This window comes from Paenibacillus sp. FSL R10-2771 (assembly GCF_038000205.1).
Taxonomy (GTDB): Bacteria; Bacillota; Bacilli; order Paenibacillales; family Paenibacillaceae; genus Paenibacillus_AQ; species Paenibacillus_AQ phytohabitans.
The window spans coordinates 2,331,947-2,358,261 of sequence record NZ_JBBOBM010000001.1 but is presented as its reverse complement, the minus strand read 5'-3'; the positions used below and the strand labels follow the sequence as shown (position 1 = coordinate 2,358,261).

General features: G+C 53.1%; 20 protein-coding genes. 6 read left to right on the top strand and 14 right to left on the bottom strand.

Features of this window, described 5'->3' with window-relative positions; all coding sequences use genetic code 11:
- Positions 1-43: 43 nt before the first annotated feature.
- Positions 44-1,915 (bottom strand): assimilatory sulfite reductase (NADPH) flavoprotein subunit, encoded by a 1,872-nt coding sequence (locus NSU14_RS09985; RefSeq protein ID WP_076243397.1) that lies wholly within the window; start codon positions 1,913-1,915, stop codon positions 44-46.
- A 238-nt stretch (positions 1,916-2,153) separates the two neighbouring features.
- A complete protein-coding gene (gene lspA, locus NSU14_RS09980) occupies positions 2,154-2,630 on the bottom strand; it encodes a signal peptidase II (RefSeq protein WP_076243296.1) in 477 nt (158 codons plus the stop codon).
- Between the two features lie 199 nt (positions 2,631-2,829).
- Here lspA and NSU14_RS09975 point away from each other — a divergent pair, with 199 nt between their 5' ends.
- Positions 2,830-3,534, top strand: coding sequence for a DUF421 domain-containing protein (locus tag NSU14_RS09975; protein ID WP_076243297.1), 705 nt, complete (start codon positions 2,830-2,832; stop codon positions 3,532-3,534).
- Between the two features lie 126 nt (positions 3,535-3,660).
- Here NSU14_RS09975 and NSU14_RS09970 read toward each other — a convergent pair whose 3' ends face one another.
- From NSU14_RS09970 to NSU14_RS09955, 4 genes are all read right to left on the bottom strand, one after another.
- Positions 3,661-4,635 (bottom strand): aldo/keto reductase, encoded by a 975-nt coding sequence (locus tag NSU14_RS09970; RefSeq protein ID WP_042138474.1) that lies wholly within the window; start codon positions 4,633-4,635, stop codon positions 3,661-3,663.
- Positions 4,636-4,857: 222 nt separating this feature from the next.
- Positions 4,858-8,121: an ATP-binding protein gene (locus NSU14_RS09965; RefSeq protein WP_076243298.1), complete on the bottom strand. Its 3,264-nt coding sequence runs from the start codon at positions 8,119-8,121 to the stop codon at positions 4,858-4,860.
- Positions 8,108-8,479: a response regulator gene (locus NSU14_RS09960; protein ID WP_042138476.1), complete on the bottom strand. Its 372-nt coding sequence runs from the start codon at positions 8,477-8,479 to the stop codon at positions 8,108-8,110. The genes NSU14_RS09965 and NSU14_RS09960 overlap by 14 nt, the downstream gene beginning before the upstream one ends.
- A 48-nt stretch (positions 8,480-8,527) precedes the next feature.
- Positions 8,528-10,162 carry a GGDEF domain-containing response regulator gene (locus NSU14_RS09955; protein WP_042138478.1) on the bottom strand — a complete coding sequence of 545 codons (1,635 nt, stop codon included), beginning with the start codon at positions 10,160-10,162 and terminating at the stop codon, positions 8,528-8,530.
- Between the two features lie 246 nt (positions 10,163-10,408).
- Between NSU14_RS09955 and NSU14_RS09950 the strand changes: the two genes are divergently transcribed.
- On the top strand, positions 10,409-10,678 hold the full coding sequence (locus NSU14_RS09950; RefSeq protein WP_039293974.1) for an ACT domain-containing protein: 270 nt from the start codon (positions 10,409-10,411) through the stop codon (positions 10,676-10,678).
- Between the two features lie 33 nt (positions 10,679-10,711).
- A complete protein-coding gene (locus tag NSU14_RS09945) occupies positions 10,712-12,067 on the top strand; it encodes a PFL family protein (protein ID WP_269323278.1) in 1,356 nt (451 codons plus the stop codon).
- A gap of 119 nt (positions 12,068-12,186) precedes the next feature.
- On the opposite strand, the gene NSU14_RS09940 is transcribed toward NSU14_RS09945, so the two are convergent.
- The 3 genes from NSU14_RS09940 to NSU14_RS09930 form a co-directional block, all read right to left on the bottom strand.
- Entirely contained in the window at positions 12,187-13,149 is a 963-nt protein-coding gene (locus tag NSU14_RS09940; RefSeq protein WP_445670009.1) for a sigma-70 family RNA polymerase sigma factor, read from the bottom strand.
- Positions 13,150-13,191: 42 nt separating this feature from the next.
- Positions 13,192-13,638: a carboxymuconolactone decarboxylase family protein gene (locus tag NSU14_RS09935; RefSeq protein WP_340944494.1), complete on the bottom strand. Its 447-nt coding sequence runs from the start codon at positions 13,636-13,638 to the stop codon at positions 13,192-13,194.
- 316 nt (positions 13,639-13,954) lie between these two features.
- Positions 13,955-15,409 carry an MFS transporter gene (locus NSU14_RS09930; RefSeq protein ID WP_042138483.1) on the bottom strand — a complete coding sequence of 485 codons (1,455 nt, stop codon included), beginning with the start codon at positions 15,407-15,409 and terminating at the stop codon, positions 13,955-13,957.
- 174 nt (positions 15,410-15,583) lie between these two features.
- On the opposite strand from NSU14_RS09930, the gene NSU14_RS09925 reads away from it, so the two are divergent.
- Positions 15,584-16,027, top strand: a complete 444-nt coding sequence (locus tag NSU14_RS09925; RefSeq protein ID WP_076243302.1) for a MarR family winged helix-turn-helix transcriptional regulator — start codon at positions 15,584-15,586, stop codon at positions 16,025-16,027.
- Between the two features lie 148 nt (positions 16,028-16,175).
- On the opposite strand, the gene NSU14_RS09920 is transcribed toward NSU14_RS09925, so the two are convergent.
- Entirely contained in the window at positions 16,176-16,820 is a 645-nt protein-coding gene (locus tag NSU14_RS09920; protein ID WP_042138487.1) for a DUF1796 family putative cysteine peptidase, read from the bottom strand.
- A 155-nt stretch (positions 16,821-16,975) separates the two neighbouring features.
- Between NSU14_RS09920 and NSU14_RS09915 the strand changes: the two genes are divergently transcribed.
- Positions 16,976-17,485 carry a YbaK/EbsC family protein gene (locus tag NSU14_RS09915; protein ID WP_340944491.1) on the top strand — a complete coding sequence of 170 codons (510 nt, stop codon included), beginning with the start codon at positions 16,976-16,978 and terminating at the stop codon, positions 17,483-17,485.
- A gap of 2 nt (positions 17,486-17,487) precedes the next feature.
- Complete coding sequence (locus NSU14_RS09910; RefSeq protein ID WP_340944489.1) at positions 17,488-18,720, top strand: MFS transporter; 1,233 nt, start codon at positions 17,488-17,490, stop codon at positions 18,718-18,720.
- Between the two features lie 754 nt (positions 18,721-19,474).
- Here the strand turns inward: NSU14_RS09910 and NSU14_RS09905 are convergent.
- From NSU14_RS09905 to NSU14_RS09890, 4 genes are all read right to left on the bottom strand, one after another.
- Positions 19,475-21,169, bottom strand: coding sequence for an ABC transporter substrate-binding protein (locus NSU14_RS09905; protein ID WP_336101891.1), 1,695 nt, complete (start codon positions 21,167-21,169; stop codon positions 19,475-19,477).
- 8 nt (positions 21,170-21,177) lie between these two features.
- On the bottom strand, positions 21,178-22,590 hold the full coding sequence (locus NSU14_RS09900; RefSeq protein WP_340944485.1) for a response regulator transcription factor: 1,413 nt from the start codon (positions 22,588-22,590) through the stop codon (positions 21,178-21,180).
- Positions 22,583-24,328, bottom strand: a complete 1,746-nt coding sequence (locus NSU14_RS09895; protein WP_340944483.1) for a sensor histidine kinase — start codon at positions 24,326-24,328, stop codon at positions 22,583-22,585. Before NSU14_RS09895 ends, NSU14_RS09900 begins: the two co-directional genes overlap by 8 nt.
- A 130-nt stretch (positions 24,329-24,458) precedes the next feature.
- A complete protein-coding gene (locus NSU14_RS09890; RefSeq protein ID WP_340944481.1) occupies positions 24,459-26,306 on the bottom strand; it encodes an ABC transporter substrate-binding protein in 1,848 nt (615 codons plus the stop codon).
- Between the last annotated feature and the right edge of the window lie 9 nt (positions 26,307-26,315).

Below are 26,315 nucleotides of genomic sequence, written 5' to 3'. Positions count from 1 at the left end.
ATTGTATCGTAAGCCCAGCGGAGATCCCTCCACTGAATATCGTTTAATAGACATCACGCTGATAACGCTGCTCCTGCTGCAGAGTCTCCAGATAAGCGGCTGCCCCTTCCGGGCTCAGTCCGCCTTCCTGCTGGATTACTGTAACCAGCGCTGCGTGTACATCATGGGCCATATGCTTCTCGTCTCCGCATACATAGACATGTGCACCCTCCTGCAGCCAGGTGTACAGCTCCCGGCTCTTCTCCAGAATGCGGTGCTGTACGTAAACTTTCTCGTCCGTATCGCGTGAGAAGGCAACGTCCAGCCTGCTAAGCACACCGTCCTTCAGCATTCTCTGCCAATCCGTCTGGTAGAGGAAGTCTGTGACGAAATGCCGGTCGCCGTAGAACAGCCATGACTTGCCCTGTGCCCCCTGCTCTTCCCGTTCCTCCAGGAAGGAGCGGAACGGGGCGACTCCAGTGCCTGGTCCGATCATGATCACTGGCGTATCCGGATTTGCCGGAAGCTTGAAGTTCGGATTGCTCTGGATGTAGACCGGCAGTGTAGCTCCCGGCTCTGCACGTTCCGCACAATGTACGGAGCAGACCCCGTAGCGTTCACGTCCATGCGACTCATAGCGCACAGCCCGTACCGTGAAGTGCACTTCATCCGGGTTGGCATTGTAGCTGCTGGCAATGGAATACAATCTTGCCGGCAGCTTGCGCAGAATCGTCACGAAGCTGCGGGCCGGAACTTCCCACGGTGCGAAATCCTGAATCAAGTCCAGCAGATCACGCCCATGGATGTAATTCTTCAGCTCCTGCTGCCGGTCCGGGGACAGCAGCTCCTGCAGGGCAGGCGCAGAGTTCAGCTTGGCTGCCTGCTCCAGCAGCGGTTTCGTCAGTACGGTAATTTCATAATGCCGCAGCAATGCTTCATGCAGCGTGCCCTCTTCCCCCTTCTTGTTCAGGGGAACGGATTCACCCGCCTCCCAGCCCATGGCAGCAATGATCTCCTGCACAAGCTGCGGGTGGTTCTCCGGATAGACTCCGAGCGAATCACCCGGCTCAAACGTAATATTCGAACCGGCCAGCGACAGCTCGAGATGGCGGGTCTCACGGTCTGAGCCGCGTCCGTTCAGATTCAGATTCTCCAGCACCTCGGCATGGAACGGATGATTCCGTGAATATGCCGATTCCAGCGATTCTGCGCTCTCGGCTGCCAGTACAGCATCATCCGCGATCGCCGCAGCCTGCTGCGAACCGGAACCGCTTAGCGAGCGGATAACATGCCCGAACCATTCGGCCACAGGCTCATCATAATCGAGATCGCAGTCCGCACGCGGCGTTAAGCGCTGTGCGCCCAGCTCTTCCAGCTTCTGATCGAAATCTTTCCCGGTCTGGCAGAAGAATTCATAGGAAGTGTCGCCGAGTGCAAGTACCGAGTAACGCAGCTGCGGAAGCTGCGGGGCTCTTTTACTGTAGAGAAATTCATGGAAGGCGCGGGCATTATCCGGCGGTTCGCCTTCACCATGGGTGCTGACCAGCAGCAGCAGATTCTCAATCTTCTTCAGTCCATTCGGCTTGAAGCTGTTCATTGCGGCAACCGTAACCTTGAAGCCCTGCTCTTCCAGCTTGCGCGAGAGGCTCGCCGCCAGCCGCTGGCAGTTGCCGGTCTGGGAGCCGAACAATACGGTCACCTCACGGGATACCTCCGGCTGTGGTATTGTGGCTGTGGACATTAACACTCCTGCTGCCGCTTCAGCAGCAAGGGGGAGCACCGCCGGGCCTGCTTGACCGGTGTCTCCCAGCAGAGACAACGCGGATAAATAACCGCTTAACCATACCTGCTGCGAATGGGTCAGCGTCGGCAGCAGCCGGTTCAGAAGCTCAGCCTGGCTCTCATTAAAGGGACTGTTCGTAACTTGTAATTGCAACAATATCGACCTCTCCTTAACGTGCAATCTTCTATCCTCTTAACATCATGAATTCAGGCTAACACATTAATAAGAAACGATCAACGAAGCAGATAACAGGCATTTCATGGTCACAAAGCATAATAAAGGTAAAAAACACACAAAACCCGCCTAAATCATAGTAAAAAGCTCTGATTTAGGCGGGTTCATTACAAATAATGATAACTTGTATTAGATAAAATGATAAACCGGAATAGCCTTAGGACCGCTTTTCTTCCCCTGACCGGGCAGCTTTGTGTCCAAAGTGGTCGACCAGCAGGTAGACTGCAATCAGAATTGCCCCGGCATTAATCGCCAGATCCGCCAGATTGAGAATCCCCCCGCGGTTACCGAATACTAGAAAGTCCGTTACCTGATGGTAGATCACACGGTCAATCGCATTGCCGAGCGCTCCGCCGACCAGAAAACCGCTGGCTGCCTCAAGCAAAGGCCCGCGAATCTTGCCCTGCCGCCGGTAATAGAACACTGCCGCTACAAAAACAACAGCGATTATGGAGAAATACTTTCCGTAGCCCTGAAAGGAGCTGAAGGCTGCCCCGCTATTCTCATAATAGACGAACTGCAGGTGCGGACTCCAGAAGGGAATCCTCTCCCCAAGCTCCATATGAGTGCGGACCAGCCATTTGGCGGCTTGGTCAACCAGCACTACCAATATGGAAATCAGATAAAAAAGCATTTGCCGCCACCTCATCCCCCTGTGATATCATCAGAATGATTTCACTTCTCACCTTCTAGTCTATCACAGGTCGGAGCCGGGAATCATCCTGCCAGCTCCAGCGGACAGGCCGCTGTCCCGGCCAGAAGTTGCTTGTTACACGATATGGTGCATTGGTTAAACACTCTTAGATTCATTCATATCTGGAGGGTGGTAGCCAATGGAGTACGGATCGATATTGGTTAAGCTGATTGCCGGTTTTATCGGACTATGGGCAATGACCCGATTGCTGGGCAAGAAAGAGATTTCCGCCCTGACGCCTTTTGACTTCATTTCTGCAGTTATTCTAGGCGATCTGGTCGGTGACACGATTTACGAGAAGGATCATTCGGTACTGAAGCTGCTGTTTGCGCTAGCCGTCTGGACGGTACTGTCCATCACCTTCGAGAAGATTACCCAACATGTCAGCAAGCTGCGCAAGCCGCTGGAGGGGGAGCCGGAGATTCTCATCCGGGATGGTGCCATTGATCTCCATAAGCTGCGCAAGAACAATCTGGACTTCGAGCAGCTCCGGATGATGCTGCGGGCGAAGGACACCTTTTCTATCAATGAGGTCGCTTATGCGATCTATGAAACGAACGGCTCGCTCAGCATTCTGAAGAAGCCGCAATATGAACCGGTAACCCGGGAAGATCTGGATATTGACGCGAAGGGAGTTTGTCTTCCGCAATGCCTCGTTGAATCCGGCAGCATTCAGCGTCCGGCGCTTGAGAGTCTCGGGAAACACGAAAGCTGGCTGCTGCAGGAGCTGCGGAAGAAGGGTTATCCTGAGCTTACGTCAGTGGCTTATGCCGAACTGAATGAAGAAGGGGAGCTGTGCGTCATCGAAGCCGCCACGCATCAGGCAAAACCCGGTGAATTCTGAACAGCTTCTTAGACCCAAACAGTGAAAAGACTTTAACAAAAAAGGGCCGGACTACCTCCCAAAGGATAGTCCGGCCCTTTTTACTTTAATAACTTGAATTTGTATTGAATTATGGCAATTACAATCTTACCAGGCATAAGCTTCCGGTGCCGGCTTGCCCGGTCCGGGGAAAATCTCGTCCAGCTTCTTCAGCACAGCTTCTTCCAGTACTATCTCCGTAACACGCAGCGAATCCTCGAACTGCTCTATCGTACGCGGCCCGATAATCGGCGCTGTTACAGCCGGATTGGCGAGTACCCAGGCCAGAGCAACCTGATCCTCATGCTCGCCAAGCTCCTTGCAGAGCGCGGAGAATTGCTCCAGCTGGCTGCGGTGCTGCTCCAGCTTGGCCGAGCGGGCGCTGCGCACACCCGTCTTGGACAAGGCGTTGCGGCCGAGCAAGCCTCCGGCCAGCGGACTCCATGGAATGACGCCCAGCCCCAGCTCCTTGGATGCCGGCAGCACTTCAAGCTCCGGTGTCCGTTCCAGCAGGTTATACAAATGCTGCTCGGACACAAGGCCGAGGAAATGGCGTTCTTTGGCCTTAGCCTGCGCAGCGGCGATATGCCAGCCGGCGAAATTGCTGGAGCCGATATAATCAGCTTTGCCCTGGGAGACAAGAATTTCAAATGCGCCCCACAGCTCTTCCCAGGATACATTCCGGTCAATATGATGCATCTGGTAAAGCTCAATATGATCCGTCTGCAGACGTTTCAATGAGCCTTCGAAATGCCGTCTGATCTTATAAGCGGACAAGCCGGAGCCGGAATTGGGTCCGTCCTGCTCGTCGAACATGTCATTGTACACCTTGGTGGCCAGCACAACCTTCTCGCGCCGTCCGTCCCCCTGCTGAAACCAGCGGCCGATAATTTCCTCGGTCCAGCCGCGGCGGTCCTGGCCGCCGTACACATTGGCCGTATCGAAGAAATTGATTCCCGCATCCAATGCGGCATCCATAATCCTGAACGCTTCCTTCTCCTCGGTTTCCGGCCCGAAATTCATCGTGCCCAGACATAATTGACTGACCTTCAAACCGGATTTACCCAAATAGCTGTACTTCATCGCATTTCCTCCCATTCATTTCGGTTAGGTTGTCTGCATCGGGTCTAATATAATCCATAGAGTAGGCTCTAAGGCAAGCTTTTTGTTGAACAAACTTCAAAATGCAGTATGACTGGGCCGGACAAAAAATAAGCCCTCCGCGAAGAAGGACTTGTTCAATGAATATATATAATCAGCTTAAGATTGCATTCACTCTATATAACTATGTTCTCTATTATACGCCTACTGCTCAGTTCCCCCGCTGTCCGGGAAAAGAACCTCACCCGTCTTCAGTTCGATTTGCACAATATCCTGCAAGGTATTCGACAGCTCGCCCGGCGGATACGGTTTGGTCAGATATTTCTGCACTTTATCCATCATGCTCTTATCTTCCTTATCCAGCGCCGAGGAGATGACAATCGGCACATTCTCCGTGCGGGGATCATTCTTCAGCATACGGATCAGATCCCAGCCGTCCAGCTCTTCGCCGAGCATCAGATCCACGACGATAGCTACAAAAGGCGTCTTCACCGCCTGATCAAATGCCTTTTGCGGATGATAGTGGTGAGTCACTCTGAAGCCTTTGCCCTTAAGCTCCTCAGAGAGCAGCAGGGACAGGCTGTAATCGTCCTCGACGATCATCACATTCGGCTTCTGCTCCTTGTCGGCACTCCATTTATGCGGCTCCTCTTCATGACGGCTGCTCTCCGCATGGAGGACCGGCAGGCTGAACCACACCGTGGTGCCTTCCCCTTCAACCGAATCAATTCCGATCATACCCTTCTGCTTCTCAATGATCTCCTTGCAGATCGCAAGTCCGAGACCCGTTCCGCCAATCCGCTTGGATGCACTGTTATCCACCCGGCGGAATTTCTGGAACAGCTGTCCGATCTGATTCTTCGGAATCCCGAGTCCATGGTCCTGAATCCGGACCATAACCGAATCCCGCTCATTATGCAGCGTTACCTTAATCTCATTGCTGCCTGGAGAGAACTTGATGGCGTTGCTCAGCAGGTTGGTCAGCACCTGGATAATCTTGTCTTTATCCACCTCGACCTCGGCGTTCAGCGCCTCATCCTCCAGAAGGATATGGTGGGTACCGCTAAGCTTGTACTGGTCAATTACACTTAGAACGGTCTCGCTGAGATTGACCGGCTCTGCATTGTACAGCTGTGTGCCGGATTCCATGCGCTGCAGGTCAAGGAAATCATTGATCAGCTCGGTCAGACGTTTGGCTTCCTTATGAATCGTTTCCAGATATTTCAGCTGCTTCTCCGGCTTCATTGTCTTGGATAACAGCAGCTCGGTGAAGCCCAGAACACTGGACAGCGGTGTCCGCAGCTCATGGCTGACGGTACTGACCAGCTCCGACTTCATCAGATCCAGCTCGTATTCACGGGTGATATCCCGGTGTACAAACAGAGTTCCCACCCGCGCTTCGCGGCGGAACACGGGAATCGCATAGACGTCGACATGCTTCATCGCTTCCTTGCCCAGGGAATACTTCATCGTGCTGGAATCCACGGAGTGCAAGGACATCGCTTTCTGATAGAACTGCCCCATCTCTTCCGATTCATTAACGCGCTCTATGAAGTGGTCCATCCAGCGCTCTTTGGGAATCAGCATCCCCTCGGTCCATTCATCATAGTCGAACAATTGGCTGAGAGCCTTGTTGATGTGCTGGATGACGCCTTCCGTGTTGACGAACTGGATGCCTTCATTGACATTGTTGACAATATCCCGGTTCAGCTTGCGGCCATTCTCGATTTCCTCATACATGAACAAACGCTCGATGGCCAGCGCCACCCGGTTCATCATCCCTTGAATTTCGCTGATTTCCTCTTCGGTGAAGGAATGCCCGATTCGTGTACCGCAGAAGATCGCCAGGATCTCATCCTCGGCATTGACTACAGTTGTATAGAAATCATAGCAGTAAACTTCTTTGGCGGAGATCCCCTGCTCTCTCGGGACTCCGGTCCGTTTCACAATATAGGACTTCTCCGTGCTCATCCGGTATAACATATCTTTGTTGTTTGCATCAATATAGCGCTCCACATTCTCCTGCGGAACCCCTTTGACCACCGATATCTTATCTTTGACCAGCAGGAAAAGACTGCTGTCGAACGAGTACAGCCGGTTCATGAACCTGCTGAATTTCTCGGCAAATTCCTGCTTGTCCAGCGTGTAGGTAATTTCATGATTGAGCTGGTTGTTAAGCTCCAGCATGATGGTGGTCTGCTCCGTGCTTTTCAGCGTCTCGGCCAGCTCCTGCTGGACACTCTTCATGGAGGTAATGTTGTTGGCAATCAGAATGTACTGGTAAATCTGACCCTCATCATTCAGATACGGCATGACCGTCAGCTGGAGCCAGACAGCAGAACCATCTTTTGCCACAATCTGCGACTCATCGCTCCATACACCGCCAGTCGACAGCTTGCGTATAATCTGCTCCATCGAAGTATCCGAAATATTATGCAGCTCAAACAAACGGAAGGTGTATCCGACAATCTCGGCGTTCTTGTAGCCGGTGTAGACGCTAATGTTATCATTGGCATACGTGAATACGCCCTTGCTGGACAGAATGGCTACGGCGGAGGTCTGGTTCAGCGCCTTCATCATACTTTCGATTTCGCTGAGTGAACGCTCCAGCTTGAACTGCTGATCCTGCAGCTCATCCTGCTGGGCATGCAGCTCTTCATTCTGCATCATCAGCTCTTCTTCTTTATCCTGGATACTCCGGGCCATATTAAGGAAGGCCTCATAAAGGCGGCCGATCTCATCCTGCTTATGCAGCTTACCGAGCAGAACAGCCTCGCCTGCCGCCAGCGAATTCGTTGCTTCTTCCAGCTTAACAATCGGATCAAGCACCACTCTAAGCATCCGCCAGATCATCAGGGTGAAGAATAACAGCAGTACAGCGCTGAGCCCGAAGGCGATAAATGTGAAGGTATCCGCCTGCCTGATGGACTGAGAAGCCATGGCGTTCAGCTTGCTGTCCGAGCTTGTTTTGAACTCTTGGGTATAGGCCAGAAATTCATTCAGAGCCTGGGTGCTGCCGCCTTGAGAGAGATTGCGGATACCGGTATAATCATCGTTCTCCACCAGCCGGATCGCTTCAGGAAGGGTCTTGGTTTTGTACTGCTCATAGAATAACTTCAGATCATCCCGGTATTGAGCTTCTTCAGGCGACAGATTCAGAGCCGAATATTGCTCCAGAATTCCGTCAAGGCCCGTGAGTGCAGCATTCAGCAGCTTAAGCTCACCGTCGCTTTTGAGGGCAACATAACCTCTGGCCCGGAAAAAGACATCATTCAGCGTCGCCGCCAGCTCATTGATGGTCTCAGTCTTATGCTGCAATACACCGCGGTCATGCTTCAGCTTGTCCTGCTGGTTATTGATGTAGAAGAACAGGCCGATACCAGATAACATAATTGCAATAAACAGGATAAAGATAATCCGGAAATACTTGGTTTTGATGCTCACATCCGCAAGCTTATGGTTTCTCACTAAGAATGCCCTCCACGATCTGCAGCAGCTCCATCGGGCTGAACGGTTTAGGCATGAAATAACGCGCTCCGGCTTCCCTCGCCCGGTTACGGTCCATTTCCTGTGCTTTGGCTGTCAGCATCATAATAGGGGTCTTGTTCTTCAGCTCTTCATTCAGCTCACCGAGCACTTCAATTCCGGTCATTTCCGGCATCATATAGTCCAGAATCACGAGATCATAGGGGTCTGAAGTAAGCCGCGTTAGCGCCTCAACCCCATTCTCGGCGGTATGAATCTCTACGTCCTCCAGATCCTCCAGCGTATCTTCAATCAGCATGCGCAGTACATCTTCGTCGTCCACAATCAGTATTTTTTGCATAAACACTCACTCTCACTTTCAGTTCATCCACGGCTGGATACATTGCTATTAGAACAAGAATCTGTGGGCCAGGCGCTCAATCCGGGACAGCAGCTCCGGCACATGAAACGGCTTAATCACATAATCGTCCGCCCCCAGCTGCAGGGCATGGATAATATCGCGCTGATTATTGCGGCCTGTCAGCATAATCACCAGGATGTTCACTTCAGGATAGCCGCTGCGGATCTTCTCCAGAACCTCAAGCCCGTCGAGGCCGGGCATCACCCCGTCCAGCAGAATAATGTACTTCTCCTCCGGAACATACCAGTCCGATTTCAGAAAAAGCTCGCCGTCGGCATAACTGTTCACTTTCATTCCGGCGATATTCCCCGGCTCCCAGGAGGCGAAATTGCCGGTAATAATTCTGCGGATCAGCGGATCATCATCAACAATAATTACATTGAGTACTGTTTCCCTCTGGCCCGTTAACATTCCCTCGCTGTACAAGGTTGTCTGGTTTCGTCCGCTATACTTGCTGGAATACAAAGCCTGGTCTGCCTCGTCAATTAGTTTATCGGTATCCTGCTGCCGTTCGCTTATCTCTGTAATGCCGCAGGAGAAGGTAACATGGAAGTTTTCCCGTTTGGCACAGAATTCCCTGGAAGCGAATTTCTCCTGAATCCGTTCAATGACAAGCAGCGCTGAGTCCGCAGAGGTATTTGGCATGAACAGGGCGAATTCCTCTCCCCCGTAGCGGCACAGTGTATCTTCCGTACGAATTGAATCTCTGACCAGCTCCGAAAAAGTCTGCAGGACCTCGTCCCCCACAAGATGACCATACGTATCGTTGACATGCTTAAAGTAATCCAGATCCAGCAGCGCGAGCGAGAACGTCCGGCCCGTCCGTCTGAAGTCAGATGAGAGCATCTTCAGGGTCTGATTGAAATATTTCCGGTTAAAAGCACCCGTCAGCTCATCTACAATGATGGACTCCTGCCATTCTTTTTTCAGTTCAAACCGGTTCTTGATCAGCACCAGGAACAGGTCGATATCCACCGGCTTCCGGATGTAATCCATCACACCGAGCGAATAGGCATATTTCTGGACTTCCTTGGAGTGTTCACCGCTGATGATAATGATCGGAATCCGCTCTTTTTTGGCTTTGCCGATAATCTGGTTGAGCACATCAATCCCGCTGCGGTCCGGCAGCAGAATATCCAGCAGAATTAAATCCGGCTTGGTCTCATAAAAAATCTTAAGTCCGCGTTCAGCGGACAGGGCAATGCTTACATAGTATGACTGCTTCTCCAGCGACTCGCGCAAAAAAGCCACCAGCTCCACATCATCGTCAATGACCAGAATTTCGTACTGCTGGTGGGTGCTGCCATGGGACAAAGCAATTCCCGGAATCTGGGGAGGCACTGCACCTGTAATTTCAGGCTCATCAAACAGCTCCAGCAGCGGATATAAATAATCCCCCCACTCGGCTTCCGTCCAGCTTCTATGGTTATCATCCGAGAAATAGAGCAGAGAATTGCCGGAGAACGCCTCCACCGCGTCAAGGCCCACTGTCCCGGAAGTGCCTTTTAAATTATGCAGAAAGCGATAGATATCCCTTTCCTCAACTGCCGGCTGCTGCGACCACTTCTGCAAGGTTTGTCTGGTTCGCTGTTCAACCAGCTCTTTATATTTTCTCGTTGTCATAATAGCTCCTTCAGTTCGTTCCTTCATATCAATAGTTCATTCAAACCTTCAATTAATCATATTTTTAAGGCGGTGTCAATTTTAATCTGTTTTTGTCGAATTGCAAGCTCAAATCTCTGATCAGCCCTACAAAAAAGCTTTGGTTGATAACCTTCTATTCATTTGACATAATAATTGAAACCGTTCATTCCGTTAAAGCGGCAGCGGGCGGAGAAAACAGAGTAATCTATAATAGGAGGCTTTCAATTGAAGGGGATTATTACGGTACTGGGAAAAGACAAAGTCGGAATTATTGCCAAAGTATGTACATACCTCGCAGAACACAATCTGAATATTCTGGATATTTCCCAGACGATTGTGCAGGACTATTTCAATATGATGATGATTGTGGACATTTCCGCACCCTCTAAGTCCTTCGAGGAAATCGCACGGGATCTGCAGCATGTCGGTGAGGACATCGGTGTGGAAATCAAGCTTCAGCATGAAGATATCTTCAATATTATGCACCGGATCTAGCCGGGCGGCAAAGAGAGGAACAACCATACTATGATCTCAATTGGAGAAGTACAGGAAACCAATAAAATGATCCGGGAAATGAACCTGGACGTGCGTACGATTACCATGGGCATCAGTCTGATGGACTGCGCGCATACGGATATGAAGATCTTTAACCGCAATGTGTATGACAAAATTACCCGTTCCGCCGAAAAGCTCGTGAAGACGGGTGAAGATCTGGAGCGTCAATTCGGCGTGCCGATTGTGAACAAGCGTATTTCCGTAACTCCGATCTCAATTGCTGCCGGCGCCGTACATACCGATACTTATGTTCCTGTAGCACAGATTCTCGACAAGGCGGCCAAGGAGGTTGGCGTCAACTTTATCGGCGGTTACTCCGCACTGGTTCAGAAAGGCTGTACCAAAGGCGACCGGATTCTGATCGACAGCATCCCGGAAGCGCTGGCAGTGACGGAACGTGTCTGCTCCTCCGTGAATGTCGGCTCCTCGCGCAGCGGCATCAACATGGACGCCGTGAAGCTGATGGGCGATATTATCATCCAGACTGCACAGCGCACGAAAGACCGCGATTCCATCGGCTGCGCCAAGCTGGTCGTCTTCTGTAACGCCGTTGAGGATAACCCGTTCATGGCCGGAGCCTTCCACGGTGTCGGCGAACGGGAATGTGTCATTAATGTAGGCGTCAGCGGTCCCGGCGTAATCAAGCGGGCGCTGGAAGAGGTGAAGGGACAGGACTTCGAGACGCTGTGCGAGACCATTAAGCGTACCGCCTTCAAGGTTACCCGCGTCGGGCAGCTCGTTGCCCAGGAAGCCTCCAAACGGCTGAATGTGCCCTTCGGCATCATCGATCTGTCGCTGGCTCCTACACCTGAAATCGGCGACTCCATCGCCGAGATCTTTCAGGTCATGGGTCTTGAAGAAGCTGGAGCTCCCGGCACCACGGCTGCGCTGGCCATTCTTAACGACAATGTCAAAAAAGGCGGGGTCATGGCCTCCTCCTATGTCGGCGGCTTAAGCGGCGCGTTCATCCCGGTCAGTGAAGACCACGGCATGATCCAGGCTGTTCAGCGCGGTGCACTGACGCTGGAGAAGCTCGAAGCAATGACTTGCGTGTGCTCCGTCGGCCTCGACATGATTGCCATTCCGGGCAGCACCAGCAAGGAGACCATCTCGGGTATCATCGCCGATGAAGCGGCGATCGGCATGGTCAATAACAAGACAACCGCGGTCCGCGTCATTCCGGTTATCGGCAAGGAAGTCGGCGAAATGGTTGAGTTCGGCGGCCTGCTGGGTTATGCACCGGTCATGGCGGTCAACCCGTTCAATTGTGCAGGCTTCGTTAACCGCGGCGGACGTATTCCGGCGCCGATCCACAGCTTCAAGAACTAGTACACCCTAATAGAGACAGGACGGCTGATTGAGCACCGCCCTTAAGAACTTAAGAACATAAAGACCCGTTACCTCTCCCGGCAGGGATGGATAACGGGTCTTTATGTTCTGCCCCCGGATTAACTCCGCGGCGTCTCCGGATGAACTGTAATACGGCTCATTTTGGCCGGGTCCATCATTAGGTAGATGTTCTGGATCTGCTCGCCGCTCCGGTCCGGAATCAGACAGATCACTCCTTTGATCTCCCCCTGATGGGTGAAGATCAGGCCTGGCTCGCCATTGACTATTCCATAATGCTGTTCCCATTCCCGCAGATAATGCATCACCCTGCGTGAGGTCAGAAGCGCCAGCACGCCTTTGCGGCCGGTCATCGGCCGGAGAATCGTATGCACTTCCTGTCCGCCGCCGTCAGCAACCAGCACAGGATGTTCCCCCAGCAGCTTCAGCATGCCGCCGACATCATAAGAGGTGAATGCGGCAGTGAAGCTCCGCAGCAGATTCTCTTTGACAGCTCCGTAACCGGGAGAAGGGGAAGGCGATGTAGCCGCACGCTCCGCCTGCAGTGTGCGCTTCGCCCGGCTGAAGATCTGCCGGCAGTTGCTCTCCGTCTTGCCCACCATCCCGGCAATTTCCTCGTAGTCGTACTGGAATGCCTCACGCAGCACAAATACGGCCCGCTCCGTTGGCGCCAGACGTTCCAGCAGCACCAGAAAAGCATACGATAGGCTATCCTTCCGCTCCGCCTCCGCTTCCGGACCATCATACCCTGTGCAGACCGGCTCCGGCAGCCACTCTCCGATATAGGTCTCTCTCCGGCTCCGCGCAGAATTCAGCATATTCAGGCAGCGGTTGGTTACGCCCTTGGCCACATAGGCTTTGATATTCTGGATACCGCTCCGGTCCCGGCGCTGGAGCTCAGCAAACGTATCCTGAACAGCATCCTCCGCATCCGCAACCACACCTAACATCCGGTAGGCAATGGAGAATGCATAACCTTTATAATTCTGATACAGCTCCTCCATACCTAAACTCTCTGCAGACGGACTCTCAGCCTCTAAGCCTTCTTTATCCCGGACCTCCACGCGCTGCCCCTCCTTCACCCTTACGGCTATCCTAACTCAAGCTCAGCTGAAACATCCGGGGAACATTCCCGTGGTAATGGCAATCCGGTTCCAGCTATTGATCGTATTGATCGCCATAATCCAGTCTACCATTTCCTCTTCGCTGAAATGCTCCAGCACCTTGTGATACAGCTCCTGCGGAACACCTGCCTGGCTGATCAGGGTTACATGCTCGGCGAATTCCAGCAGCACCCGTTCTTTATCAGTGAATATCGGCGCTTCACGCCAGACACTCAGCAGCAGAATATGATCGGCATAGTTGCCCAGCTTCATCAGATCCTTGGCATGCATATCCAGACAGAACGCACAGCCGTTAATTTGGGAGACCCGTATTTTGACCAGTTCATACAGTACTTTATCCTTGCTGCGGCTTCCTGCATGCTGCTCCAGTGTCATCATTGCCCGGAAAGCCGGCGCGTTAACCTCACGATAATTCATTCTCAGACTCATGTCCAATCGCCTCCATTAATGTTCTACATTACTGTAGACAAGACGGGGCTGTGGTTTGTGACAGATATCTAAATGTTATTTTGGATTACACCCGGTCAAGTTCAATCAAAATAGCATTAATGTTGTACATATTGCAACTTAGACACATAGAAATCTGTGTGTTTGGTAGGATTGTTGCAGAAAATACAGGAATTTTCGCACTAAGCAGCTTGGAAGATGAAAATTGCTGCCATTTGTACAACAATTATGGATTATGGCCGAGATTATGAGGGAAATGTTGTATTTTGTGCAGGATTCTAAAAAGGAGTAGTCAGCTTCACGCGTTCAACCTCTTAGCCCTGCGGGACGAGAACAGCCGCCAGCCGGTCAGCAGCGCCGATAACAGACAGATGGAAGACGAAGTCATGAAGACAACATGCATCCCCGAGAGGAAAATGTCCGGTCGTCCTTCGATCAGTCCGGTCACCCGGTAGCCTGCCCTGCTGCTCATCACGTTGAACAGGATGGACGTAGCAACAGTGATTCCCACGACCATCCCTACATTGCGGACCAGCGAATTCACACTGCCTGCGGAGCCAAGCTGGGTACGCGGCACGGTCGACATCACAAGTGAATTGTTCGGCGAGCCGAACAAACCGCTGCCGATTCCGAGCATGGCAATCCATACGCCGACCAGCAGAACCGGACTGCCTTCATGCAGCCGGGCCAGCCCGAACTGGGCAATGACCATAACAATCAGCCCGGCAAAGGTCAGCAGCTCTGAACCAATCTTATCGGACAACGCCCCGCTAAGCGGCGCGACAATGACCATCGAGATCGGAAAGAGCATCAGCAGGAAGCCTGCACTGAAGGGTGACATATTCAGCATATTCTGTGCATAGAACGGCGCAATAATGTTGAAGCAGAAGTTGGAGACAAATACCAGAAAAGCACAGAAAATACTCAGTGAGAACAGCGGATTCTTAAACAGCGACAGCTGGAGCAGCGGCTGCTTGCGGCGCAGCTCCACCATCACAAAAGCAATAAAGGTTATAGCAGCCGCGATCAGGGAGGCCAGAATCCGGTTATCCCTGTATCCAAGCTGCTGGCCAAGCAGCAGACCGGCGAATAAAGTAACAATAAAGACAGCAAATAGCATGCTGCCGGGAAGATCGATTCTGGACTTCACCCGGACGAGATCCTTCGGCAGCACCTTCCAGCCGAGCACAATCGCAATCAGTCCAATCGGAACATTTACCCAGAAAATATATTCCCAGCCCATAGTGGATACAATGATCCCCCCGAGACTTGGCCCGGCTATACTGCCCAGTGATACGAAGGTTCCGATCAGTCCCAATGCCTTGCCCCGTTCGGTGGACGGGAAAATATCCGTAACAATCCCCTGGCTGTTCGCCATAGTCATCGAAGCGCCGACCGCCTGAACCACGCGCGCCGCAATCAGCAGCGGCAGACTGTGGCTTAGACCGCAGAGCAGGGAGCCGGCGGTGAATATAATCATGCCTAATTTAAAAATCCTGATCTTCCCGGCAATATCGCCCAGCTTCCCGAAGAACAGGATGACAGTGCAGATGGCCATCAAATATCCGGTAGTCACCCATTCTACTTGAGCAACCGGCAGCTGCAGCTCCTTCACCAGCACCGGCAGCGCAATATTCACAATACTTCCGTCCAGTGTTGACATAAATGTAAATAAATTCAGGACGATCAGAATAATCCAGCGTTTCCTCTGAATCACTGCATCCTCCTGGTATGTAGCACCTATACTGCTCATCTGCAAACACCCTCTTGCGTCATATTTCAAAACTAGTTGCATGCGCAACAAAACAGCCAATCCCAGTGTACTGCAAATTAGTTGCGCACGCAACCATATTGTTGTAGTATTTGAGGCAGACGATATTCCAGGTTATCCGGAAGACGTCATTATCCCCTGAAGAGGTGTCCGCCTGTGACTTCAAACAAAGAACCGATCGGCAAGCTGATCTCCCATCTGCACCGCCAGAATCAAAAAATCCTGGCCAAAGAGCTGTTGCCCTATGGTATCGGCAGCGGAGGGCAGCATAGCTTTCTTAAGCTGATTCTGAGCCACCCGGGGATCACACAGGATCAGATGACCAGTGAAATAAAATGTGATAAAGCCACCACCGCCCGCTCCGTGAAACATCTGGAGGCCTCGGGATATATCGAACGCCGGACCGATCCCAGGGACCGCCGCTCCTCCCTGCTCTACCCGACGGCCAAAGCGCTCGAATTCGCCCCGGTATTCCAGTCACTGTTAAATGATTTCAACCGCAAGCTGTCTGCGGATTTAACCGGGGAAGAAATCGACACTCTGATTACTTTGCTCCATAAGGTCACGCGGAATTCAGAGCTGCTGAACGGGCAGAATTGACAGCAGCTTCTCCAGCGGCTGTGCAAGTTATCCAGCTCAGGGTAAATAGGATGTTATTATCCGTAAAACACAGCAGAGCAGCGGCTCTCCCGTCTTCCAGGGAGCCGCTGCTCTGCTGTTCGCTTATATTATAGTCTGCTTATAATCCCTACAGCAGATATATACCGTCCAGAATATAATCCCAGCTCTCCGCATCCCCCGCACGGTTCGGAATTCCCAGAGACGCAATACCGGGCAGCGGCCAGTCACGGTCGAGCACGGACTCCAGTCCATCGGCACCGTTTACAATCAGAATATGGAAATCCCCGCCGGTTAAGGTGCGCAGCACTGTCTGAAGCTCACAGGCTTCCTCATACGTGCTCCCCCAGCGGATAAACAGCGCCTTCCGGCTCATCAGCAGGGTGTCCAGCAGGCGCTGGGAACGCATATTAATTTTTTGCTTGAAATCCGGGTAGACGTGGCTCCACTCCAGCCCCTCCAGCACCGGAAAGTCATGCACTGAAATTACATTATAATGAAAGTCCTTCACAAAATAGGATTTGACCGGCTGGACGACTTCATTGTCCACAAACACATCATTGCCATCGATCACACCCATATTCGGAAGCTCCATATACCCCGAGAAACGCTGGCCCAGCAGCCGGTTCACATCCGTAAGCGATAACGACACCACCCAGTCCAGCGGCGAAGAAAATACCCGGAGGCCTCTGCGGCGCAAATGGGCTGCAGGCTCGCATGAGCTTCCCAGACTGACAATGCAATCATATCCTCCCCTGATTTCCTCAAATTTCATCCGCGCTCACCTCTCACCCTTATTTCTATATTAAATGCCGCCGGTAATTGAAATGTTTGGATCATAGATGAGGAATGTTTTGCAGAGTCTGGTGAAACAGGTTAGAATGTAACCCAATATGAAAACCATGTAATTTCAGAAAGGATGCCAAGATCATGTCGATTGCCAATGTTAAAGAACATTTTCGTAAATTCTCCCGCGAGCAGGATGTACAGGAGTTTGCTGCCTCCAGCGCTACTGTAGAGATGGCAGCCGCTGTGATTGGCGTCATTCCGGCCAGAATTGCCAAAACCCTCTCCTTCCGCGGGGCACAGGAAGATGCCATACTCATCGTTGCGGCTGGAGATGCCAAGATTGACAACAGGAAATTCCGCGAGACCTTCGGGTTCAAGGCACGGATGCTAAGTCCGGATGAAGTCTTCGAACAGACCGGACATGAGATCGGCGGGGTTTGTCCCTTCGGGCTGGCCCGTCCGCTGGATGTATATCTGGATGAATCCATGAAGCGGTTCAGCACGCTTTTCCCGGCCTGCGGCAGCACCAATTCCGCCATTGAACTAACCTGCGCTGAACTTGCCGAATACTCCGGAAGCCGGGCATGGGTCGATGTCTGCAAAGGCTGGAAGGAAGAACCTACACCATCTCAGATCGGAGACAACACCTGATTATGAAACACGCTGCAACTAAATCTGTACCTTCACCCGGCAAGGAACGTTTCCCGTTATCCCTGCTGGTCCTTACACTTGGCGCCTTCGCCATCGGCATGACCGAATTCATCATCATGGGGCTGCTGCCCAATGTCGCCAGTGATCTCGGCGTAACCATCTCCCAGGCCGGCCAGCTGATTACAAGCTATGCGCTAGGCGTAGCCATCGGAGCGCCTGTGCTGACTGTCTTCACCCACCGGCTGCCGCAGAAAAAGCTGCTCGTCATCCTCATGGGTATTTTCATCTTCGGCAACGCCGTATCCGTTATAGCGCCTACCTATCCGCTGCTGATTATTGCCCGGGTATTGACCGCCTTCGCCCACGGAACCTTCCTCGGAGTCGGGACGATTATCGCTTCCCGGCTGGTCCGGCCGGAGAAACGGGCAGGCGCCGTGTCTATTGTACTGGCCGGGCTTACCGTCGCCAATATCATTGGTGTACCGTTCGGAACCTTCATCGGGCAGCAACTCGGCTGGAGGGCTTCCTTCGGCGCCATCACCGTGCTGGGCATTATCTCTCTCTTTGGGATTATCCGCTTCATTCCTGTCATTATTCAGGAGCAGACAGCCAATCTTGCCGAGCAGGTGCGCGGGCTGATGAATCCCAAGGTACTGCTGATTCTGCTTACGGGAGCGCTGGGCTGCGGAAGCCTGTTCGCTTTGTTCACCTATATCACGCCAATTCTTGAAGACATCACCGGCTTCGCCGAGCATAGTGTCACCTGGATTCTGGTATTGTTCGGAGTTGGCGTTACCCTTGGCAATATCGCCGGCGGCAAGCTGGCCGACTGGAAGCTGATGCCTTCCCTGATCGTCAACTTCGCCGTGCTGGCCGGCATTATCGCATTATTCCCGCTGACGCTGCATCATCCGGTCCTTGCCGTTGCCAACGTCTTTCTCTGGGGGATCGCCGCATTCGGAATAATGCCCGGCATTCAGCTGCGGATCATGAATCTGGCACATAAAGCACCGCTGCTGGCCACCACCTCCAGCCACTCGGCGCTGAATCTGGGCAATGCCGCCGGTGCTTATCTCGGCGGGGTGACCATCAACACACTGGGAATCGCCACGATTCCGTGGCTGGCCTCGGGCCTTGCCGTTCTGGCCCTGTGCGGAGCATGGCTCAGCTATCGCTCCACCCGGGCGAATCGGGCGGAGCATGGACTCGCTGCTGAGATCGGCAAATCTGCCTGAGGAAGCCACAGGCTTATCCTTGGACAGCTATTTATTTTGGAGTAAGATCAACGTGAGCACTTGGGTGGACGCTGCGCGAACGGACCGTTGTTCCAATCGCTGTGCTCTCCAGATTTTTTTCATTCCCCTTAGCGGTGAAAATCCGGAGACCAAGGCGACCGCATTCGCTTTTCCACAATCGTTCCGTCCGCTCCGCTGTTTAAGCGGGAATTGTATTTTTAACCTTAAAAACAAACAAAGAAATTGCTCGTTTTGGTAAAATGGAGGTACCCCCAACCATTTTCAGAGGAGCGATTCCTTTGTACATTCAATAATCCCTGGGCCAACTTTGCTTGCCAATGGATCCCGATGAAGATATCACGGAAGATCACCTCGTTCGTATTGTAAATACCTTCGTCAACCGGCTGGACAACTCTATCTTTAACGCGGTTTTCCCTGGGGGTGGCCGTGACAGACGAAAAATACGTTTCCTTTGAGTATTACTTTGTAAACGGCACCAAAATTGAGGTGAACTCCAATCGTTACACATTGTTTTGGGGAAAGCGGTCAGTACACACAAAGCCAAACTGGAGGATAAGGTACGTTCCCTGTTCGCTGAAATTGAAGCAGCCGAAAAGCAGGAATAGCAAGAGAAATTCGAGAATCTGACTCGTCAGTATAATATCTACTTTTGGGACAGCCTCTAATTTATGTTACCTGCATCTTTTGCGGATATGCTGATCCCTGTTCACCGTTTCCTCTTTACGATTCCTGTTCACTGGCTGTTGCTGTCATCCTGCTTACTCTCTGCCTCCCGGATGTTCACAATTTGCGTGACCTCCCGCGTGATTTGTCCGCCGCCCATGTTCATCCATTTCACGGTGAATTGATCAAAAGAGCTCAGCGGCGCATCGCCAACGATAATGTTAAGGAACGTCTCACTCTCCAGCTTCTGCAGCGCCGGCCACTTCGCCGCCATATGCAGCGTACTTCCGTAATACACGCTGCGCACTCCCTCAACGGCTGTTGTGGACAATACGGCTACCCCGTATTTGTAGGCGTTGGCCGCCTTCCAGCCCTCCAGATTCTTCTTCGGCTGCTCTTCCTCCGCCTGCCAGCGGTCATAGATCAGCCGGGTATCGGGGTCGAGCGCATCCGGGTCGATCTTGCCGTGCAGCGCCTGCTGAATATCCGCATAATGCTTCTCGATGGCATCGCTATAATCAATCAGCAGATCGAACGGGTAATAGGCCCGCGGCTGAATACCGGTCTGCGCTGCGAAATCATCCAGCTTCCCGACCTCCTCCACGTTCGGATCACGTCTTCTTTCCAGCCGGGTGAACACATTCAGCAGCTTCACTACAGCCTCGGGATGCGCGTATCCTTTGCGGACAACCAGATACCGGTCCGTGACCGGGGCTATATGGGCTACGAATTTGCCGGACTCATCCAGCGGTGCGGCGTAGGCCCGCCATTCGGCTTTGGTATCCTGGGCAACCGCTTCCGACAACGGATAGAAGGGCATCCACCAGGGCCCGAAGAAAATTCCGGCTTTGCCGGCAATAATCGGCTCCTGGGTTTCTTTGTACAGCGCAAACTCAGGATCAATTAATCCCTGTTTGTACCATGCGGCGAGCTGGCCCAGCGCTTTGCGTGTCTCCGGGGTAACCGAACCATAGACTACGTTACCGCTGCTGTCCTTAATCCAGTTGGTCGGGAAGGAATGAAAGGCGCTGAACACTGCGTCCAGACCGTTCACATACGGTTTGGTCCCGTACACAATATTCTTGTAGGCGCTAATGCCCACGGTATCACGCTTGCCGTTGCCGTCCGGGTCCTTGTCGATAAAAGTTCTGGCGATCGCTTCAATATCCCCAAGCGTTCGCGGAGCCGGCAGCTCCAGCCGGTCCAGCCAGTCCTGGCGGACCCACAGCAGGGAGGTCGAATCTGCATGAATGGCTACATTCGGCAGTCCGTACAATCTTCCGCCCCGCTGCGCATCGGCTAGAGCTTCGCCATGCGTAGAATCGTACATATCCTTGATCAGTCCGGAGCCGTACTGCTCATACGTATCGGTCAGATCCTCAATCATATCGCTTGCGATCAGCTTGCTGAGCTGATCCCGGTCCACCACCATCGCATCCGGCAGATCATTGCTGTCAATGGCCAGCTGCGCCTTTTGTGTAAACGGCTCTTCGCCTTTCGCTTCCCAGGAATGAATGACTCTGATGTTCGTCAGGCTCTCCAGATAGCGGGAGATCGGATTATTATCATTGCTGTCGCCTGTAGTCAGCCGGGAATCCGGCACCTTGAAGCCGATCCGCATCACGACCGGCTCCTCATACCGGCCGTAAGCAGCGGCATCGGCAGCATTAGCGGCCGGCGCTGTCCGTTCCGCAGGCCCCCCTGCACCGCTGCTGCGGCAGGCGGACAGACTGAGCAGCAGCAATAGAGGCAAGGAATATCTCATGACCCGGTTCACCGCTCCCCCATCCCTTCTGCACGGTATTCACTGGGCAGCTTGCCTACATGCTCACGGAACAGCCTGCTGAAATAGCGGTCATCCTCAAAGCCGGACTGGCAGGCAATTTCGCAGACCGGCACATGGGTATCGCGCAGCAGGGATTTGGCCAGCTCCAGCCGCATGCTCCGCAGACTGTCCCCGAAGGTCTCCCCGGCAAAGCGGGCAAAGCACTGGCTGAAATAGCCGCGGCTCATATTAATGGCGGCGGCTACATCGCCCTGATTGATTTTATCCCCGGCATGGCTCTTCATATAGTTCACAGCGCTGATCAGGCAGAACATCACTTCTTTGCTCATGCCCAGCTCAATCATCCGCTGCTGAACCTGAGCGGAGAACTGGCGCAGCCAGCTTCTCCACTGGCACCAGCTCCGGTTGCGGTGTGCCGATAGTGCAAGCTCCGCTGCCTCCTCCGGCTTCATCAGCAGCCCGCTCCAGTTGCGCAGCAGCACCCTTCCAAACTCAGCAACCGCCTCCTGGCGCGGCTGCCGGGACAGAACGGCTGCATTGAAGTCTTCCCAGGCTCCCCGCTCAAGCGTCCACCGGAGATTCAGTGCACGCACCAGCGGCTCCGGTTCCTCTGCAGCAGCAGCGGGACGATGCCTTCCGGCAACCGTTTTGAGTTCGCCGTAGATCAGCTTGGGCAGCTCATATTCACCGGTATAATAGAACAGCGCCTGCGGAACCGTCCGTTCCAGAACCTCCTCCAGCTCCTTCAGCGGCTGATCACGCACCCCTTCTACAAGTACAGCTGCCCAGCCTGCTCCAAGCACGGCCTCCAGCTCACGGCGGATTTCTTCCACGGCCACACGGCAGGGAAGCGGGGTCATCCACAGGTTCTGGAATGAGATCAGCGGATGGTTCTTGACCAGTGACAGTTCAAACAGCTCCGCTTCCTTCCCTTCAGGCTCCAGGGGCAGATAGAGCAGAGCCTTGTCTGCAGACATAACCTTCAGTTCGCCGGATACCAGGGCGCCCCGGTTGCCGTCCTCCCACCTGATCCGCTCCACCAGCCTGCGGATGGTTTCGTCGGCATTCTCCACCTCCAGCAGCGTTTTAACAATATAATCGACCGCTCCCAGCCGCAGTGCCTCCTGCACATAATCGAATTCATGGTGGCAGGTGAGCACCACACAGCGGACAGCCGGAAAGCGCAGCCTGACCTGGCGGATCAGCTCGAACCCGGTCATGCCCGGCATTGTAAGATCCACGAACAGCAGATCCGTCTCCTGTTGGCGGAGCAGCTCCAATGCAGCATTGCCGTCCCCCGCTTCACCGGTAATCACCACCCCGAAGGACGGCCAGTCAATCAGCGAGATGAAGCCTTTGCGCACCAGCCGCTCGTCATCCACGACCACAGCTTTAATCATTGAAGTCCTCCTTGCTCATAATGGGTATGATGATGGATACCGTTGTACCGCCGCTCTCCCCGCTGAGAATCTCCAGACTCATCTGCTCCCCGTAATACATGCGCAGCATCCGCATCACATAAGCGAAGCCGATACCAAGCCCCCGTCTCCGTACGGTCTCCTCCGCAAGCAGCTCCTCAATCTTCGCCTGATCCATTCCCGCACCGTTGTCCTGCACAATGAGCTGCACTTCACTCGTACCCTGCGCGGTAATGATTACATCGACCTTGCCGTTGTCACTCAGTCCGTGATAGATGGAATTCTCGACCAGCGGCTGCAGCAGGAACCGGGGAACCGCAGCGGACAACACCTCCGGATCGGCCTCTACATTGAACTCGAATTCATAATCGTAACGGATGCGCTGAAGCTCCATGTAATTACGGATCGCTTCAATCTCCTCCCCGATGGTGACGATGATGCTCTGCTTGCCGAGGTTATAATGCAGCACCTTCACCAGCAGGGTAACCAGCTTGTCAATCTCCTTCTGTCCGTTCAGCCGGGCGAGCCACTGCACCGTATTGAGCGTATTATGCAGGAAATGCGGATTGATCTGGCTGAGCAGCTTCTCAATCTCGAACTGGCTTTTCTGCTTCTCATTGCGGGCCACAGCCAGAATCAGCTCATTCACCTGATCCTTCATCTGCTGGAAGTTGCTCAGGACAGAATCGAATTCCTCCACATTCGTGAATGCTACCGGCGTAGTGACATTCTCCGCCATGCGGATAATTTCGAGATTGACCTTGCGCAGCGGACCATAGACCCTTCTCCAGATCAGCCAGGCCAGAAATCCTGCGAACAGGAGGGTGAGCAGCGCCAGCAGAATCATTTTGTAGATCCAGGTGTAAATCTCGCTGTTGAACACCGACCGTTTGACCACGGCTACAAGCTTCCAGCCCTGCGGACTCTCATAGCGGAACAAATGATAGCCATTCAGCACCTCATGCGCAGATCCGCCGCTCCGGCCGGCCTGTTGTACGATCCTTTCCGGCACTTCACCGTCAATGACATGCGTAAGGGTGCCGCTCTGATTCACCAGGAGATGATTAACCTTCATTCCGTAGGCTTCCTGATTGAAAATTTTGCGCAGCAGACTGTAATTGGTCTCCAGATAGATATACAGCTCATGCTGCCCGCTCACCCGTACGATCCGCCGCTCCGAGAAGACGACATTATCGCCGACAGCATACATCGTGCCATGCGGACCATAATAATCAGCCCCGTTATAGCGCATGAACGAAGGCAGGCTGCTGAGATCGAAGCCCCTTCGCGTACTCATGTTGGTGAACAGCACCGGATCATCACTGTCAGGCATGATATAGGCGGTCAGCCCGATATAGGGATTGGTGAAGTTGACCAGGTTGATCTTCTGATTAATCGAATTCATCATTTGCGACTTGCGGTAGATCTGCTTCTCCTGCAGAAAAGAAGACATCTCCTCCACAATCTGTCCGTCCAGCGCAAACTGCTTGGAGGCGAAATCCAGATTGTCGATGGCATTCTCCAGGCTCAGCGCTTCCTGGCGCAGACTGGCACTGATGCCGCTGCCGATTTTGCCGGACAGAATGGAATAGATGGAAGTGTAGGATATGAAGCCGACAATCAGCAGCGGCAGCAGCGTACCGATCAGCAAATAAATCACCAAAGTAGTCCGCAGGGACTTCCCCTTCGGCGGATGGCCTGCTTGCTTCTTTCCAGGCATGGGGCCGGACCTCATCTCTTAATGAAAGCGTTTCAATATATAGAATCAGAATACCAGATTTTTCTTATTCTGAAAATAAGAAGGCAGAACAGCCCGGTCGCTGCCCTGCCTATTCCCTATCCGCTTCCGCTTACTTCACACTTTTGCGGGCTTCGAACAGCTCTTCCGCTTTCTTAACGGAGAAGTCCATCACGTCCTGATAGCCGAGACCGTTAACTTTGTCATGCATTTCTTTGTTCAGCTTATCGAATTCCGCCTGGTTTTTGGCGAAGACCATCTTCCAGGAGATCTGCTGGATCACGGTACCGATCTGCTTGTTCTTCTGCTCCAGCGTTTTGTCCATCGTCAGCGGCTCTTTGCCGGTGAAGCCCTGTGGAGCTACGGCGAGCAGATTATTTTTCTCGAAATATTCCTTGGCCGTAAGCACGCCCATCTTCGCTCTCCAGTCACTGTCGAGCTTCGACGGATTGCGTTCCAGTGTGGTCTGCCACAGATTGTGGTCATACGGCTCATTCGTAGCCGGATTCACCATCGCCGGAACCACGAAGGAGAAGTTCATCTGATTCGAGCCGTAATAGTAGTCACCGCCGCCGTATTCTTCGGGAACCTGCGTGTTCTGCTGATCGGCATAAGCCTTCCAGCCGAAGTCGGTCACGACCGGCTTGCCGCTGCTGTCAATATCCCAGGCCAGTCCCTGCGGTCCATTGGAGACTGCCGTTCCGCTGCCTGCCGAGATCATTGCGCCTTCCGGTGTGTACATCCAGTTGATGAACTCCATGATACGTGCCGGCTCTTTGGCCTTGGCACCGATGGCGATAATTCCGTTGCCGCCGTATACGTTGAAGCCTGTGGAGTACATCAGCTCATCCTTGAACGGTACAAGCGCGAACCCTTTGCCTTCTGCGGTTCTCTCCGGTGTATTGTAGTTGGCTGCGCCCAGCCACGGGAACCAGGAGAAGAGCAGGCGGCCGTCCTTGTATTTCGCCACCACATCATCGAATTTCTGGGTAAGCGAGTCCGGGTCAAGCAGGCCCATCTGATTCGCTTCGAAGTAGAGCTTGAGCGATTTCATATACCAGCTGTCCTCGGAGAGGAAGTCATAGTACTTCTCTTCATCCGCCTTGACATACAGCGCGGTATCCGCTATTTCGTCATAGCCCATCATGTTGGCGAACTGCTTCGCCAGCGTCATTTTATAGTTGCCGTCCCAGTCGGACCATAAGGAGAAAGCATAGGTTTTCTTCCCCTGCTCATTCTTCGGCTCCAGCTCCTGCATCTGCTTCAGCACCGGGAGATAATCCTCGATCTTGCTGATTTCAGGTGCACCTAGCTGCTGATACAGGTCCCAGCGCAAGTCGGGTCCCCAGGTCATGTCCTTGCCCTCGGAAGGTCCCGACGGGTTGGTTGCCACGTTATTGCCGATACCGAAGACGGAGCTTCCGCCGCCAAAGGCCACTTTAGCCTTCTCTACCGCTTTGGGGAACTGCTTCACAATATCCGCGCCGTATTTGTCCAGCAGGCCGCCCTGTGTCCAGTCCAGCAGCAGCTTGCCTTTGATCGCGTTCGGATAATGGTTCTTGTCATCCCCGAAGATGATGACATCGCCGAGGTCACCCGAGGCCATCATGGCTGAGATTTTGGTATCCCCGCCGGTCAGGTTGGAGGCAACAATATCCAGCTCAATGTTGAATTTGTCCTTGATGACTTTGGCGAACCAGCCGATTTGCGGGCCGGCGTAATTGGCCGTTGTCGAGAATACGGTCAGCTTGAGCGGCTTGGAATGGTCCAGCGCCCCGTCTGCCGGAGCCGCTGTGGCCTCTGTGCCGGCGGCTGGCGTGGCTTCGGCCGCCGGCTTATCCGTGCTGGCCTCAGTGCCCGAATTGCCTGAATTTCCGTTGCCTCCGCCGCAGGCTGCCAGAACCAGCACCATTATCGTGCTTAGCAGAAGTAGCGATACTTGTCTAAATCTGAATCTCATTGCTTCATA